Consider the following 16209-nt stretch of genomic DNA (forward strand, 5'->3'; position numbering starts at 1 on the left):
GAGACGGTTCTCTTGGTCGAAAACCCATCTACCAGGGGCTTCATCCGTCTGTCAGCCCAACCGCCCGCCTGGCAAGTGAGGTTGGAAAGGGCTCACTGTAGACCTCGACCAGTTCCCTGAGGCGTCCCGGTTCCTTGACCGTCTCGATGCGAAGACCGGGAACTGGCTTTCCCTGGCCTGGCAGGTTGTCGAGTCGCCGCATCATCAGTGGCATCGCGGCAAGCGATACCCCACCGTGCGCGGTCAGAGCTTTGGCTGTACCGTCCGGGCTGTCCGGGCCGGCCCACCACAACCAAGGGACGCCCGCCAGTCGCGCCCGAGCGGTTTCCACGGCCTGTTCGATCGCATCAAGGGTTCTCACGCGGACGACACCGTTGAAGGTGGCTGCAGCCAGCCCGCTTCGGTAGTGGTCGAGATCGCCCTCTCCGCGTTCCGCTTCGCCCCAGCCCAGTAGGTACTGCCGGAAGTTGGCGGCTACCCGTTCCAGATCCTCGGCGCTCGGACTGGCCCCCACATCCTGTGCCTGCGAGGCCCCGCCCACCGTGCCAGCGCTGCTCGGCATCGCTTCCATCCTCCCCTGCCTCTACTATGCCGGACGCGCCGATCCGGTCTGGCTATCCGAACCCTTTAGGCCTGCTATCCGCAGCCGTTGAGCGTTTTGCTGTGCGTACGGTGGCGCTCCCTGAATGGCGCACGCCGCCCCCGGACATCACCTCGCGGTGTGCCGTGCCAATCATCCAGTTCAGTGCAGCGGTACGGGCCGATTATTGACGGTAATAATTGGACGGTGGTGTTCTTGTAGAAACAATGACGGCAGAGCCAATAGTGCGGGTGTGACGCTCGCCCTGTCCCTGATCCATGCCCGGGCCAAACAGCCACTTCCGCGTAACCCCGTGTCGGGGCGGCGGCTGTGCGTAGAACGATGTCCTGTCGCCCGCTCGTGGCCCTGGTGACTCCCACGCGCCGGAAGGGAGAGTGCGGGAGATGATCTCGCGGCGTTAGCCGGGCGCTGATCCGCTGATCACCACGGGTGCAATGGTGTCCGGCCCGTGTTCTTCAGCGTCACCGAGCGGGTCCGGGGCGGTGAGGGGTGCGCGTAGGGGAGCAGTGTCGGCGGACGTCCCCGAAGTACGCCAGCCCACACAAGACATCGGCGGCGAAGTCGGAGGCGCAGGCGGCACCCACATGCGAGCGGCTCGCCGTGTCCGCCCGGTCGCTGAGTCCGGAGTCGTGTGAACTTGCCACGGCAGAGGCGCCGAGAGCGGCGGCCGTGACGCATACAACGGCGCTGGTGAGTCCGGCGGGCGGGGGTGCTTCCGCACGGGTGTGCTCCCATGGTCATGCTGTGAATCGAACGTACAGGGGCAGGTGGTGGGCTCGGAAGTCATGGCTGGCGGGTCCTCACCGGTTCGGGCTGCGGGGGCGACCGATCCACTTACGGAAAGCACCCAAGCCGCCAGTCATCGTGTCAGGAACAACCGTTCGTGGCATCGAGACAGATCCCTATTCCCCTCCTCTCGCGGATAGGTCAAAACACCCAGACCCGCCGGCCTGGCGGTCACGGACCTGGGTCCGGCCCAGGAGTCCGGTGACCCGGGCACCATCGGCGGCCGCCTGCACGCCGTGTGGAACCCGGCCGCCGCAGGCGGAACGCATAACCACTGTCGAGGACATCGTCGCGGCGGACCGGCGGACCGGCGGACCGGCGGGCGGGCGACGCGGCGGCCGAGTACCGCGGCCTGTGTCGTTGAAGCCCTTGGCTGTTTGCCTTGACGGGCTGTCAACAGGCAGGCCGCGGTCGCGGGCCGTAGCCGACATGTCATCTGCGGGTCTGGTCCCGACCGGCTGCGCGTCGCGCTGTGGTCAGTCGCCCGTGACGAAGGCGGCGACGGCGCTCGCGAACTCCGAGGGCTGCTCCAGGTGCCCGAAGTGGCCGCTGTCCTCCAGGACCAACAGTTCGGCGCCCGGGATCAGCTTCTGCAGTTCCTCGGCCCACCGCACGCCGCAGATCACGTCGTGGCGTCCGACGACGACCAGTGCCGGCACCGTCAGCGAGCCCAGCGTGCCGCGGTCGTCGATCAGGTCCGGGGACAGATCGGCGTCCAAGCCCGAGATGTACCACCCGGTGACCGATTCCCGCAGCGGGGCGAACTCGCTCTCCCTGCCCCAGTAGTCGGCGAAGTACGCCGGCATGATCCCGCGGATCGCGGCCACCATGTCCTCGTCGCCCGCGAGGGAGGACACCGACTGGAACGCCGCCAGGACGTCCGGCAGACCGGGGTGCTCCGCGTGCCGGGCGGCGAACTCCTCGACCTTGTCCATCGCCTCGGCGCCGTGCTCCGGGCCGGTGACCGGGGCGCTGTCGTAGAGGACGATCCCTGCGATCCGGTCGGGTCGGTGCAGGGCGTGGTACTGAACGACGAAGCCGCCGTGAGAGTGGCCCAGCAGGTGCGCCTTCGGTACGCCGAGCTGGTCGACGACCGCGTCGAGGCACTGGCTGTAGAACTCGCGCGTGTAGCCGTGCGGGTGCGTGGGCAGACGGCCGGAGCCACCGGTGCCGACCGGTTCGACGTAGACCATCGTCAGGTGCCGCTCCAGCTCGGGCATCCGCAGGTACTCCCACGAGATGCCGGGCCCGCCGGAGTGGGCCACGCACACCGGGCCGGCGCCGTGTACGTGGTAACGCTGGTCGACACCGTTCACGGTGATCGTGTGAGTGCCGGTGGCCAGCGGCCGGGCGGCGGGTGTGTTCATCGCGGTTCCCATCGGTGAAGGGGTAAGGACATTGGCAGGACGCGCGCAGGGGGAAGAAGTTCGATCGCGGCGATGTGACCCCTGCCACAACCTGGGACGACTCGCCACCGATGCCGCCGAGTTCGGCACCACGACCGCCCACCCTGGCCGCCTGGGCCGGATGCATACATCGACTCGACCGGCTCAGTGTCGGCGGCCAGACCCAGAGCGACGACCTCGCCGGGTCCGGCCCGATGCCGGGCGAGCACGTGGCCGATGCCGCCTTCGTGACCGCGCAGCGGCTCGAACACGCCCCGCGCGTTCACCAGATCACGCTGCTCGACCCGGTCGCTCCCGCAACCAGCCACCAGACCAAAGCGCGGAACGGGTTCGACAGAGCATCCTTCACCGTTGACTGGGTCTGTACCTGCGGGCAAACCGGCCGGACCTGGAAACCACTGCGGATCTTCGGCCACGCCTACGTTCGGGTCCGCTTGGGCGAGGCCGCGGAGCGAGGAATGTCGCGACGTCGACCGGTGTCCGCAGGTGGGCGGTAGAGGGGTTGATGTAGTGGCCGTGTGCTTCCAGGAGCGGGCGGACATCCTGTTTCACGCGGCTGATCGTCATGGCGGTGACGCTGAAGAGTTGCCCGAGGAGGTCCCTGGGTAGGGCTGTGAACACCCACAACACGCAGCGCATCTCGGGAAGTTCGATCACGAAAAACAATGCGTGTCACATGGGGTTGGGCGGTGTTCTGCTGTCCTGGGCACCGGGGGCGTGGAAGAGCCGGAGGTGGTGCATTCTGCCGTCTTTCATGGTCATCAGCCAGGCGACGGCCGGCGGGCAGTGGTCCGGCGCGTCGGGCGGATTGACCAGGTCCATTTCCCAGATAGTGGTGTCGCTGCTCGTGACGGCGCTCACGAACCGCTGACGCACCCCCGCTTCGAGATCACAAGCCATGCCACGGATCAGGAAATCCCGGTCGCCCACTCGTTGCCGCCCCTGGTAGTAGGCGGCATCGGGCGTCCATCGCTCAGCCGTGAGTTCCGCGAAACGCCCCTGCTCCGCCGCGGCCAGTGTCTCCACTGCCTCCCGGGCGCTGGCCCGAGACGCGGCCAGGACATCGGCGTGCCCGGAGTCCGCAGTCGCGATCATCGCCTCGACGAGCTTCTTCCGCGCCTCGCCGAGCCTGCTGCGCACCGTGCCGACAGGTATCCCGCACAGGGCCGCCATCTGGTCGTAGGAGGGGGTGCGCGGGCTGAAGTGCCGCAGCATCACGGTCATGCGCAGTGTGGGAGACAGTTCGTCAATCGCCTGCCAGATCCAGTCGCGCATGGCATGCCGGTCGATGATCTGCTCGGGGCCGGTCTCCGTCACCAGCACGGACAGGTCCGCGACCGGCGTCGTGGACGGTGTCGAGCGCAGCCGCGAGCGACAGGAGTTGCGCACGATCATCCGCAGCCATGCGCTCACGGATTCCGGCTCCCGTACGTCGCCGATACGCCGGAAGGCGATCAGTGAGGCGTCCTGCACGGCATCCTCCGCGTCCGGCCGGTTGCCCAGCACGCTCAGCGCCACGGCCCGCATGCCGGCCCAGTGCCGTTCCAGCAGCGCGCCGAAGGAGGCCGTGTCGCCATTCTGGGCGCTGCGTACCAGGTCCTCGTCGGACGGGTTTTCGTACATCACAGTTCGCACGCGCCTCAGAGTACGTACAGCGGACGCAGGAGCGTCTCCCTGCCGCTCACCGGTCGAGAGAACGGAGATCCATAAGGGCGTCGCCAAGGACAGGCCGCAGTTCTACAGGGACCTCAGTGGCCCTACGGCGCGAACCGTGATGACTCCACGGCCACACAAGGTAAGACCGGCCCCGCCGCGAGCATGGCGGGGCTGCTTCGTGCCTGGAGGATGGCGCCGCCGCGCGAGGCGGCTTCGAAGGCCCCGAGTTCTGCCGCCATGTCTCAGCGCCGAGGACGATACGGCGGGGGCGGGGGCGGGGGCGGTCAGGGAGCGATGCTGAGATCGCTGATCAGTCCATGGGCCAGGACGAAGCGGTATCGCAGGTCGACCTGTCCGCCGGGGAAGTTCCCTTCCAGCCGCTGGTGGACGGTGTACCGGTCGGCTGCGTCACGTTCGACACCGGTAAGCGTCGTCGTGTACGTGTACTCGGTGTCGGTCTGTCCGAGCCATCGCGTGATGCCCTCATGCCCCCCGTAGGTCTGCCCGTCGTCCGTGACCGTGGCGTGCGGCGCGAAAGCGGTCGCGGCAGCGGAGACATCCTTGGCCGCGCGGCCCGCCAGGTAGCGGGTGATCGCGTCGGGCAGGTCGGCAGGGTCGATCGATGTCGGGTTCTGGGTCATGAGTTTTCCTCTGCGCTCTGTCCACGTACCACGGACGCGGGGACTTACTGCTAGAATGAAACCTAGTTGCTTCTACATTAGCAGTAAGTCGAGGAGGTGGCATGCCGAGCCGCATACGGCTGGAGGATCGTGAGTGCCCGCTGTCGACGACGGCGCAGCATGTCGGCGAGTGGTGGACTCTGCTGATCCTGCATGACGCCTTTGACGGCTATACGCGGTTCGACCAGTTTCAGCAGAACCTGAACATCTCCACCAGCATGCTCACCGCGCGGCTGAAGACGCTGGTGGCGGACGACCTGCTGGAGCGACGGCTGTACCAGGACAAGCCGGCCCGATACGAGTACGTTCTCACCGAGCGAGGTCGTTCCTTGCGCCCGGTGATCGTGGCTCTCGCCGCCTGGGGGAACCGGCACCTGGCGCCGCAGGAGCGATCGATGATCCTGGTCGACGCCGCCAGCGGCGAGGAGGTTGAGCCGGTCCTGGTCGACGCCCGTACAGGAAGACGCCTCGACGACAGCGAGGCCTTCGTCTTCGCCGCCGGCCCGGCCGCCAGCACCGCTATGCGGTCGCGGTACGCCGAACTTCACGGACAGCGGCTGGGCAGGGCCGACACGCAGTAGACGTGCCCCGGATCCTCCCCACCGTGTGGACCAGGAGGACGCCATGCACAACATCCAGTTCCGTCGCGCCGCACCCGGCGCCGTCCCTGAAGTGATCACGCGCTACCCGCCACCCACCACCTGGAAGGTAATTCCTCGGTGGACAGTGAACCGGCGCTATCGCTTCACCTCCGGAACGGCCGCATCGGGTACTCATCACCGAGACCTGATGTCGTTGGCCGGCCGTGTGACCCGCCTCGTGGGTGGCCAGGTGGACGAGGAGGCCTCTACCGGTCGCGCACGAAGTGGTGGTCCTCGCTGTCCGGGCGCCGGCGCAGGTTCCGGCGATGCAGCCTGAACGGGGCGGTTCATCGGACGCGGAACGCGGCGGGCTCGCGATGACACCGCCGCGTTCAGACGTCCGGATCCGGGAAGGCAGCCTGTCCTACTTGCCGCCTGCCGGGTCCGCGGAGGCATAGAGCGCCTCGTGGAGGGTCGCCGACGTCTGGGCGACCGCCGCCTTGTTGGCCTGGGTGTCGCGCAGTGCGTTGAGCATCATGAAGTCGTGGGTGACTCCGCCGTAGTGCGTCGAGGTGACCTGGACCCCCGCCGACCTGAGCTTGGCGACGTAGGAGTTGGCGGCGTCCAGGAGCACGTCGGAGTCGGTGATCACCAAGGCCGGGGGAAGGCCGCGCAGTTGCTGGACGGTCGCCTTCAGCGGCGAGGCCAGCGGGTTGGCGCGGTCGGCGGTCCTGGGGGCGTAGGCGTTCCAGAACCACTTCATGGCGGGCCGGGTGAGCCAGCAGTTCTCCGCGAAACGCGTGTAGGACGCCGTGTCGAAGTCGGCGTCCGTGACCGGGTAGAGCATGACCTGTTGGCGGAAGTGCGGACCGCCGCGCTGCTTGGCCATCATCGTGAGCGCGGCGGTCATGTCGCCGCCGACCGAGTCACCCGCGACGGCCAGCCGGCCGGAGTCCAGGCTGATCTCCGCGCCGTGGGTGCCGACCCACTTCGCGACGGCGTACGCCTGCTCGATCGGGACGGGGAACTGGGCCTCGGGAGAGGGTGTGTAGTCGACGAACACGACCTCGGCGCGGGCGCCGTCGGCGAGTTCGCGGACGAGGCGCTCGTGGGTCTTGAAGTTGCCGAGGACCCAGCCGCCGCCGTGGATGTAGACGACGCCGGGCAGCGTTCCCTTGACGCCCGCGGGGCGCACGATGTGCACGTGGACCGGGCCTGTCGGGCCGCCCGGCACGGTGCGCTCGGTGATCTCGGCCGGCAGCATCGGCACCGGCCCGGCCTGGAGCTTGTTCAGCACGTCACGGGCGGCCGGGTACGACAGGTCGTACAGGGGCTTGCCGCCGGCGGCCGCGAGCTGGTCCAGGAAGTCCTGGTCGGTCTTCTCCAGCTTCTGCGGCGGGTTGCCGCACGGCACGTACGTGGCGGCGTCGGCCACCGCCCTGCCCTGGGCGGTTCCCGGCAGGGCGCCGTCCCGGACGGTGCCGCAGGCACTCATCGTGGTCGCTGTCGCGGTCAGGAGGGCTGCCGCGGCGAGCCGGCGCAGGCGGCGGGCTCCGGGCAGGGTGCGGAGGGCACCCATGTCTGCTGCTCTCATGTCTGCGGTTTCCCTAAGTGAAGGAGTCGACCCCCTCCGTAATCGTGGCTGGTCCGTTTGGCCTACACCACCAGGGTTAGCCCATACAGGGCATCTGGTCCGCCCGGTCCTGCGGCCGACGGCCGGTAACGCCACGCACATCCGTACGCAGCGCTGCCAGCCTGGTTAACAGGCGCCAATTCGTCCGCGGTGGTTCAGCCTGAATGAGGCGGCCGCCTGGCGACCCTGCTGGAACAGGCCATCGCCACCTACGAGCGGTCACGGCGCCGAGGAGATCCGCGTCTACGAGAACGAGTTCCACCCGCTGGGCGGCGTGCCCGCCGAGATCTTCCGCTTCGGAGCCGAGTGGGTCGAGCGGGCCCTCGACGGGCAGTTGAGCGCATCAGGGCGCGATGGCGTTCCCGGCCTGTTCACTTCACGGAGGAGACCGCGGACTGGATCACTTTGGTGACCGCGGCTGGGTCCGACACCAGAGTCAGGTGAGAACCGCCTTTGTACAGCGTGATGTTGGAGTGGGCGCGGCGCGCCATCTTCCCCTCGGAGGCCGGGGTGATGATCTGGTCCCCGCTGCTGATGAAGTACCAGGACGGGATCGTCTTCCACGCCTCGTACTTGGACGGAGTCTGGAAGGCCACGGTGGTAGCGGCGCGCTGGGTCGCCCAGAGGTTCACCGCCTGGTCCCGAGGGACGCTGCTCGCGAACTTCGTGACGAAGACGTCCTGCTTGAGATACAACGCCGACGCGCCGGACGGAGCGTTCGGATATGACACGGCGTCGTACAGGTCGGCTGGCTTCCCCTTGGTCAGCACGGACGTCTGACCGCTGAGCTGCGCCGTGGTCTCGCCGGCAGCGGGCGCGGCCGCATCGACGTAGACGAGAGCCTTGACGTTGGCGACGCCCTGCGCGGCGTTCGTGATGACCGAACCGCCGTACGAGTGTCCTGCCAGGACGATGGGGCCCTTGATGGTTTTGAGGAATTCCTTCACCGTCAGCGCGTCGGTGGTCAGGTCCTGCAGCGGATTGCCAATGGCGCGAACCGTGTAGCCGGCCTTGCGCAGGAGGCGTATCTCGCCGTTCCAGCTGGATGTGTCCGCCCACGCCCCGTGTACGAGAACAATGGTGGGCTTCGTCTGGCGAGCGGCGCCGGCGGATTTCGCGTGGGCGGATCCGTTCGCCGGGATCGCCGCGACCAAGGTGGTCGCGCAGACCACGACCGCGGCCAGAGCCGTTGGAAAGCGGGTCCTCCGCCATGCAGGGGATGCCATGACAAGCCTCCTTTGCCGAGCTGCGGCTTCTCAACACGCTAGTCCCGTCCAGCCACATGGGCACCTCGAACGGGCACGCGCCCCTGCCGCAGCGTCGGTCCGGCGAGTCAGCTGGTCAGACGGGGTGTGGCGCGTCAGCCGACGGATCTCCCATGACGGGAGTTCTCCGGGTCGGCCGGGGCGGGGCACGTGGGGAGGGGAGGGCAGGACGGCGCGGGGATGAGAGCGTCGCCCGGTCCGGCAGACGCCTTCCGACGCGAGTGGCCGAAGCCGACGCCCCGGAGGACCGACGCGGGACCTGTCCGTCGACAGCCGCGGCTGGGGCGGGTCACCCTATGGCGGGTGCGGCGGCCGCATCAGGTGAGGGCCGAGGGGTCAGGCGAGGAACTCGGCGAGCGGGAAGGCTCGGTGGCGACGGGGCGGGACCAGGTAGTTCTGACGGTGGGTGGTGTGCAGGATCGAGTTGATCCCCGAGTGCGGACTGCGCGGTGACAGGGGGAGCGTGCTGTCGGGATAGTGGCCGTCCATCGACAGGCGTACGAGGTTGAAGAACGCGGTCGTAGGCTGGAACGCAATGAAGTGCAGTCCGGCCGCGGGCCTGTCGCTGTAGTGGTCCCCCGTCGGGTCGGACGTGTAGTGGAACGGGTTGTCGAGGGTGTCGAAGTCCCCACGCACCGGGACGGTCGTGCCCGAGGGGTAAACCTTTCCGTAGTTGCTGGTCACCGCCGAAGTGGTGCTGTCGACCTGTGACATGCTCCCGCTGTGGCCGTAGGCGTGGTAGCGCTGAACCTGTTGTGCCACTTCCGCCTCTGACTGACCGGGCGGCTCAAGAACCAGCGTGCCCGGTGCGGGCGAGAGCCCCGGCTGGAGCATGGCCTGGACGCGATCCTTGTAGGTGGGAAAGCTCTGCTCGTACCAGGTCGCGAGATCCTGGAACAGGTGCGAGAGATGCATGGTCGTGCCCTGCTTGAAGTAACCCTCGGGCCACTGGTCGGTCCAGCCGGGCAGCGTTTCCAGATTCGCGATGTTGTCGGGGCCCATGTTCGAGTCAAGGGTGGTGGCGAAGCCGAGAAAACCCTGCGACTGGGGCGGGATCAACTGCGCGCCGGGGATGCCGGCCGCCAGCGCGAACTTGCTGGGCAGACCCTGCTGCCCGAAGAAGCCTCCCCCGGAGAACCCCTGCCTGACGCTCGTCACCTTGAACAGGTCACCGACCTGGCCGCTTCCCGAACCGAAGAGGGCATTCTGAGCCGCCCTGATGTTGGCGAGCGAGTCACTGCGGAGCAGCACGGCCACGTCGTTCTGCTCCAGACGGACGGATCCGAAGCCGGTCGGCGGCTGGTCGCTGGGGAACGTCCTGGCATTCTGCACCGCGTACACGGTGCGCCCCTCTGCTTTCGAGGTCGCCACATCGACCGGTAGGTAGGCCGGATAACGCGTTCCTGCCTTGAAGAATCGTGACGCTTTGGCCAGCGAGGGAATGTAGTGCTGGAAGTACGACAGTCCCCAGGACACCGTGACGGCCACACCTGAGGGAGTAGGCGCGAATCGCTGTTCCAACTCCAGCAGGGCGGCCTCGAACTCGCGTTGGGCTTCCCGAAGGGCATCGGCTTTCGCCTCGACATTCAGCTTCGCGGTGATGACGTGGTCGTGGAGGGCGGGCACCCGGACCGCGATCGTCCCCTTTTTTCCGCTCTTGACGCCGGATCCGTCGACCATGATCACCTGTTCGTTCTGCAGGATGTACTGCTCCTGCGCGAATGGGCTGTCGGCGACCGACGTCCGGCGCGGCGGCTTCGCGAATTTGTCGATCAGCTCGTAGATCCCGGCGGAGGCGAGGGCCGTACCCACAGCGGTGGCCGTCCCCTGCAGGACGCGTCGCCTGGTCGGATTTCCGCGCGGCCGAGCCGGACCCGGTTCCCCGCTGTCGTTCTTCATGAGATTCGCTCCGTTGTGGTGGGTCACGCCGTCAGGCAGTCGTCCGCTACGACTCCGAGCGCTTCCGGCCGTCCCTCGCCCGTGGCGAAGAATCCTGGCCCAGTCCGCGAGGCGATTCCGGAGTCCTGCACCGCACCTGGAAAACAGTATCCAGCCATCGCGGGGGGACAAGGCTCGTGTTACGGCGGTTCTGTACCCGTCAGGCGCGCGCATTCCGCTGCCAAGATGCAAGCACACGATAAGCGGGCCGCGGAGTCACCTCGCGGTAGGCTCACAGAAATTCGTTCCATTTCCCGGGGCCTCCCGTGAAGCGGGGCCGGGCCGGGTACTCCAGCCTGTCTCTGCTGATCGTTAATGTCGTTGTCTGGTCATGCCGGTTTATGTGGCACCTGAACACGTCTCGCGCGGCAATATCGGTACAGCCTTTGGCCGGGCCCCTCGATGGACAGGGCGATGATGCCGCTCGGCCAGGTGCTCGACGCAGTGGTTGGTACGGTCACGGAACGCGGACCTGCGCGGATCCCCGACGTCGAAGATCGAGCTGCGCGCGACCCCACATCACCGCGGCCCGCAAGTACAGGTCGGCGGCCGTCTGGCCGAACCCCGCACGCTCATGGTGGACGGCCCGTTCGCCGGTCTGGGCGGCGACGCGGGACCAGGCCTTCGGAAGCATCACGCCGGATTCGCCCGAGCCCGACCACGGCCAGGGGTTCCGGGCCGCGGAGTGCCGCAAGGCGGCAGTCACCCCGAACCGGTGCGGTACCGGCAGCGCCCGGCTCCCGCCGTGGGCACGACGTCGGCTCGGCGCCGTCACCGTCGCGGTCGTGGTGACGGGAAGGAAGCGGTCCGCGTCGCCTCGGCAGCAGGCGATCACAGATGCTGCTAAATTAGAAGTGAGTCACTACTGTTTTGAAAGTGACCATGAGTCGCATCGTGCGGCCCGGCGGCCGAACTGCCCCAGGGCGGTTTGTCCGACCAGTCACAGGCCGGTGCGCGGGCCTTTGGAAGAGCGATAGGAAAGTTCATGAAAACCTGGTTCATCACCGGTGCCACCCCGGGCGGCTTCGGACTGGCTTACGCCGATGCCGCCCTGGAGCGGGGGCACAATGTCGTCGTCACCGCGCGCCGTCCCCACCTGCTCCGGCTGTGGGCTCGCCCGTACGGAGACCGGGCGCTGGTGCTGCCCCTCGACGTCACCGACAGCGAGCAGATCCGTGCCGCCGTGCGGGCCGCCGAGGAAAGGTTCGGCGGCATCGACGTGCTGGTCAACAACGCCGGACGCGGCTGGTACGGGTCGGTGGAGGGCACACCGGACGCCGAGGTCAGGAAGAGCTTCGAGCTGAACTTCTTCGCGGTCGTCGACGTCCTGCGCGCGGTGCTGCCAGGCATGCGCGCCCGAGGGTCCGGTGCCGTGGTGAACATGTCCTCGGTCGCCGGCATGCGAGGTGTCACGGGCTTCGGGTACTACAGCGCGGCGAAGTTCGCGATCGAGGGGCTGACCGAGGTCCTGCGAGCGGAAGTCGAAGCCTTCGGCATCGACGTGCTCGCCGTGGAGCCCGGGGCGTTCCGCACGCACGCCTACGCAGGCTTCTCGGAGGAAGCCGTCAACGAGACCGTGGACGCCTACCTGCCTCTGATCGAGGAGGTCCGGACCTTCATGGTCGACCAGGACGGCAAGCAGGCGGGCGATCCGGTGCGCGGCGCCCGTGCGGTCGTCGAAGCACTCGACAGCGACCGCCCGCCGCACCGGCTCGTTCTGGGCGCCGACGGCTACGAAGCCGTCGTGCACCACCTGGAGGACGTGCTGGCCGATCTCCGCTCCCACGAGGGTGTGGCGCGAGGAGCGGACTTCCCAGCGGGAGAGTAGCGGAGACGGCCGGATCAAGATCCGAACCCGCGGGCGTCCACATCCGCGGGAAGCGGGCGTCCACATCCGCAAAGTACGGGCCTGTCGGATTCGTCCTGCCGCGCCGAGAGGACCAAGAGGTGCGTGTCGCGTCCGGGCCCACCGGCCGTGTCGTTCCGCCCGTCACCCGGTCGGCCGACCTTGCCTGGCAGCGAGGTCCCGGCTGATCTTGAGTGGGTCTTCACCAGCCCTTGCGACGTTCCGCCCGCGCCACTTCGATGCGGGCGGTGGGTTTGAGTACTCCCAAGGGTTGCCCGGATGCCTTCTAGGAGAACTGATCCTTGGTGCCTGACAGCACGGCCGAGACGATCGGCGACTTCCTGATCCGGCGCCTGCGCGAGGCAGGCGTGACCGACTTCTTCGGTGTGCCCGGAGACTTCAATCTCGAGTTCATGCAGCAGATCGAGGACTCGCAGGACGTTCGCTGGATGGGCACCTGCAACGAGCTCAACGGTGCCTACGCCGCCGATGGGTACGCTCGTCTGAAGGGACTCGGCGTGGTGGTCGTCACCCACGGCGTAGGCGCGCTCAGCGCCGTCAACGGCATTGCCGGAGCGCACGCCGAACACGTACCGGTCGTCTGCGTGGCCGGCTCGCTGCCCCTCGTGGCCGAAGACCGCGGCCTCCTGCTGCACCACACCTTCGCGGACGGCGGCCGAGACGAGTTCCGGCGCGCCTACGACCAGGTGACCGCGGGGACCGCGAGGATCACCCCGCAGAACGCGGTCATGGAGATCGACCGGCTGATCCGCACGGCCTGGCAGCTCAAGCGGCCGGTGTACATCGAACTGCCCTCCGACATCGCCTATCTCACGATCACCGCGCCCACGAGCCCTCTGGACCTGACGAGCCCGGCGAGTGACCCGGAGCGACTCGAAGCGGCGGTACGGGCCATCACCGCACGGCTGGCCGACGCACGCAAACCCGCGCTGCTCGTCGACAGCGACGCCGACCGCTACGACGTCTCCGGGGCCGTCACCGAACTGAGCGAAAAGATCGGCGTGCCCATCGCGCTGATGAACACGGCGCGCGGCGTCGTGGACGGCTCGCACGCCTACCTGACAGGAACGTACCCGGGCGCGCCGGAAGCCCGTCGGGCGGTCGAGGAAAGCGACTGCGTGCTGGCGATCGGCTACCGGGGCGTCGACTCCACGACCGGATTCTTCGCCGGCAGGCTGCCCGGCACCACGATCCACCTGCGCGCCTACTCGGCAGACGTGGGCGAGGTGAACTACCAAGGCGTCTCGCTGCCGGAGTTGTTGAGCGGCGTGGCCGACCGCGTCCCCTCAGGCCCGGCGGCCCCGCCGCCCGAGCGCTTCGCACCGCCGCCCCCACCGGACGGCAGTTCCTCCGAGCCCCTCACCCAGGCCGTTCTCTGGCCCGCGGTCCAGGGCTTCCTGCGCGAGGGTGACGTGATCATCGCCGAGGACGGCACGTCGGTCGCAGGTCTTGGCGGCCTCACCCTTCCCGACCGCAGCACCTTCGTCACCCAGTCGGTCTGGGGGTCGATCGGCTACACCGTGGGCGCGCTCCTGGGCACGCTCGTCGCGGCACCCGAACGGCGGCACCTGCTCTTCGTCGGTGACGGGTCCTTCCAGCTGACCGCGCAGGAGATCGCCACCATGCTCCGCCACGATCTGAAGCCGGTGATCTTTCTCGTCGACAACCAGGGCTACACCATCGAGCGAACCATCCTCGGCAGGAACGCCGACTACAACGACGTCGCGCCCTGGGCCTACAGCAGGCTGCCCGCCGTCCTGGGCCCCGACCGCGACACCGGTGCCTTCCTCGTGGGCACGCTCGGCGAACTCCGCGAGGCCCTGCGTGCGGAGCACGACGGCATGAAGTTCATCCAGATCCGCGTCGACAAGTACGACGCGCCCCCGAACCTGGTGACCGGCGGACACAAGTCGGCCGATCTCGACTACGGTCCGCGCGGCCCGCAGAGTCGGCCGGGAAGTCAGATCTGATCCGCGCCTCGACAGAGCGGAGTCCGGCTGCCGGGTGAACAGCGCGGCGTGACTTCCGCTCCTCCGACCGCGGAACACACCCTCCCTCCAGGTGAGGTTGTCACAACCACCCCTTGGTCATACGAGTCATGAGGACAAATCGACGGCGAAATGGCCGCTCTGCGTGAGGAATGACTACTGTGGTCACTGTCAGTGATGCCTTCTACCGGGTGCTTCGCCGTCACGGAGTGACGGCCGTGTTCGGGAATCCCGGCTCCAACGAGCTGTCGTTCCTGACCGGTCTCCCCGACGACATTCCGTACTACCTCGTCCTCCAGGAGGGCGCCGCGATCGCGATCGCCGACGGCTACGCCCAGGCCTCCGGCACCATCGGCTTCCTGAACCTGCACGCCGCCTCGGGAACCGGAAACTCGATGGGATGCATGACCAACACCGCTGACTGCCACACACCGATGGTCATCATGGCCGGCCAGCAGGCGCGCCGGTACGTGCCGGTCGGGGCGATGCTCACCAACGCCGACCCGGTCAAACTCACCGATCCCCTGGTGAAGTGGGCCGGCGAGCCGCTGCGTCCACAGGACGGTCCGGCACTGGTGTCCAAAGGGCTGATGCTCGCGAACTCGGCCCCCCGTGGAGTCGTCTACCTGTCCGTCCCCCTGGACGACTGGACGCAGCCGGCCGAGGACGGCGCTCTGGAACTGCTCGCGGAGCGCGAGGTCATGGGCAACCCCGTCGTATCATCCACGGCACTGGACACACTGGTCGAGGCACTGGACAGCGCATCGGCCCCGGCCCTCGTACTGGGGCCGGGCGCCGACACGGAGGAAGGCTTCGCCGCCGCGGTCGGGCTGGCCGAGCGGGCCCGGCTGCCCGTCTGGGTCGCGCCCAGCCCGCCCCGCTCGCCGTTCCCCACCCGGCACCGCTGCTACCAGGGGCAACTGCCCTCAGCTGCGGGCGCGGTCGCGGACATCCTGGGGCAGTACGACACGGTGATGTGCTTCGGCGCACCCGTCTTCCGCTACCACGCACCGAGCGACGGCGACTTTCTGCGGCCCGGCGTGCAGGTGTACGCGGTCACCGACGATCCCGACGAGGCGGCCCGTGCGCCGTTCGGCCGTATCGCCATCGGCGACCCCTCGGACGCGCTCGTACGGGTGGCAGCGGCGGTGGCCGGGAGCGACCGTGCTTGGCCGCCGACGCGCACGGTGCCCGAAGCCGACACCAGCGGCCCGCACTTCACCGCGGAGGCCATCCTCGACGCGATCAACCGCGGCAAGACCGACGACACCGTCATCGCCCTGGAATGGACCTCCGCCGACCAACTGCGCGACCGCCTCACCATCACCCGCGCCAAGTCGCTGTTCTACTGCGCCGCCGGAGGTCTGGGGTGGGGGCTGCCCGCCGCCATCGGACTGCGGCTAGGCCGCCCCGACCGCCCCGTGGTCGCGCTGATCGGCGACGGCGCCATGCAGTACACCCCCGCGGCACTGTGGACCGCGGCCCGGCACCAGGTGACCGTCACGTACGTCGTCTGCACCAACACCAAGTACCGGGCTCTGGAGGAGTTCTCCGAACTCCTCCACGTCCCCAAGGGCGAGTACCTCGACATCGCCGGGATCAACGTGCTGGACATCGCCCGCGGTTACGGCCTGGAGACCCACCGCGCCGAGTCCCTGGAAGACCTCACCGACTACATCCGGCAAGGGGCCGACGCGAAGGGCCCGCGCATGGTGGAGATCCTCCAGCGCTGACCAGAAGGGGAGGGACCGATCGCGCCGGTCTTCGCCAGCGACGGCGGGGGGCATCTGTTCGCGATCGGAGACAGC

At 68.2% G+C, this 16209-nt stretch carries 11 protein-coding genes; 4 read left to right on the forward strand and 7 right to left on the reverse strand.

Features of this window, described 5'->3' with window-relative positions; genetic code table 11:
• Positions 1-40: 40 nt before the first annotated feature.
• From ACIRQ9_RS21950 to ACIRQ9_RS21965, 4 genes are all read right to left on the reverse strand, one after another.
• Positions 41-562 (reverse strand): hypothetical protein, encoded by a 522-nt coding sequence (locus tag ACIRQ9_RS21950; RefSeq protein ID WP_404175813.1) that lies wholly within the window; start codon positions 560-562, stop codon positions 41-43.
• A gap of 1301 nt (positions 563-1863) precedes the next feature.
• Positions 1864-2754 (reverse strand): alpha/beta fold hydrolase, encoded by an 891-nt coding sequence (locus ACIRQ9_RS21955; RefSeq protein ID WP_404175816.1) that lies wholly within the window; start codon positions 2752-2754, stop codon positions 1864-1866.
• Between the two features lie 711 nt (positions 2755-3465).
• A complete protein-coding gene (locus tag ACIRQ9_RS21960; protein WP_404175819.1) occupies positions 3466-4428 on the reverse strand; it encodes an RNA polymerase sigma factor in 963 nt (320 codons plus the stop codon).
• 305 nt (positions 4429-4733) lie between these two features.
• A complete protein-coding gene (locus ACIRQ9_RS21965) occupies positions 4734-5090 on the reverse strand; it encodes a nuclear transport factor 2 family protein (protein WP_404175822.1) in 357 nt (118 codons plus the stop codon).
• Between the two features lie 101 nt (positions 5091-5191).
• On the opposite strand from ACIRQ9_RS21965, the gene ACIRQ9_RS21970 reads away from it, so the two are divergent.
• Entirely contained in the window at positions 5192-5710 is a 519-nt protein-coding gene (locus tag ACIRQ9_RS21970) for a winged helix-turn-helix transcriptional regulator (RefSeq protein WP_404175825.1), read from the forward strand.
• 424 nt (positions 5711-6134) lie between these two features.
• On the opposite strand, the gene ACIRQ9_RS21975 is transcribed toward ACIRQ9_RS21970, so the two are convergent.
• From ACIRQ9_RS21975 to ACIRQ9_RS21985, 3 genes are all read right to left on the reverse strand, one after another.
• Positions 6135-7304, reverse strand: a complete 1170-nt coding sequence (locus tag ACIRQ9_RS21975) for an alpha/beta hydrolase (protein ID WP_404175828.1) — start codon at positions 7302-7304, stop codon at positions 6135-6137.
• A gap of 410 nt (positions 7305-7714) precedes the next feature.
• The gene (locus tag ACIRQ9_RS21980; protein ID WP_404175831.1) at positions 7715-8569 is read right to left on the reverse strand and encodes an alpha/beta hydrolase; all 855 of its coding nucleotides are present in this window, start codon (positions 8567-8569) and stop codon (positions 7715-7717) included.
• A 375-nt stretch (positions 8570-8944) separates the two neighbouring features.
• Entirely contained in the window at positions 8945-10507 is a 1563-nt protein-coding gene (locus tag ACIRQ9_RS21985) for a hypothetical protein (protein ID WP_404175834.1), read from the reverse strand.
• A 1024-nt stretch (positions 10508-11531) separates the two neighbouring features.
• On the opposite strand from ACIRQ9_RS21985, the gene ACIRQ9_RS21990 reads away from it, so the two are divergent.
• The 3 genes from ACIRQ9_RS21990 (at position 11532) to mdlC (ending at position 16134) form a co-directional block, all read left to right on the forward strand.
• Complete coding sequence (locus tag ACIRQ9_RS21990) at positions 11532-12374, forward strand: oxidoreductase (protein WP_404175837.1); 843 nt, start codon at positions 11532-11534, stop codon at positions 12372-12374.
• 323 nt (positions 12375-12697) lie between these two features.
• On the forward strand, positions 12698-14383 hold the full coding sequence (locus ACIRQ9_RS21995) for an alpha-keto acid decarboxylase family protein (RefSeq protein ID WP_404175840.1): 1686 nt from the start codon (positions 12698-12700) through the stop codon (positions 14381-14383).
• Between the two features lie 170 nt (positions 14384-14553).
• Positions 14554-16134: a benzoylformate decarboxylase gene (mdlC, locus tag ACIRQ9_RS22000; RefSeq protein WP_404175843.1), complete on the forward strand. Its 1581-nt coding sequence runs from the start codon at positions 14554-14556 to the stop codon at positions 16132-16134.
• The last annotated feature ends 75 nt before the right edge of the window (positions 16135-16209 follow it).

Origin of the sequence: Streptomyces sp. NPDC101237, from assembly GCF_044767465.1 — a bacterium.
GTDB classification, from domain to species: Bacteria; Actinomycetota; Actinomycetes; order Streptomycetales; family Streptomycetaceae; genus Streptomyces; species Streptomyces gramineus.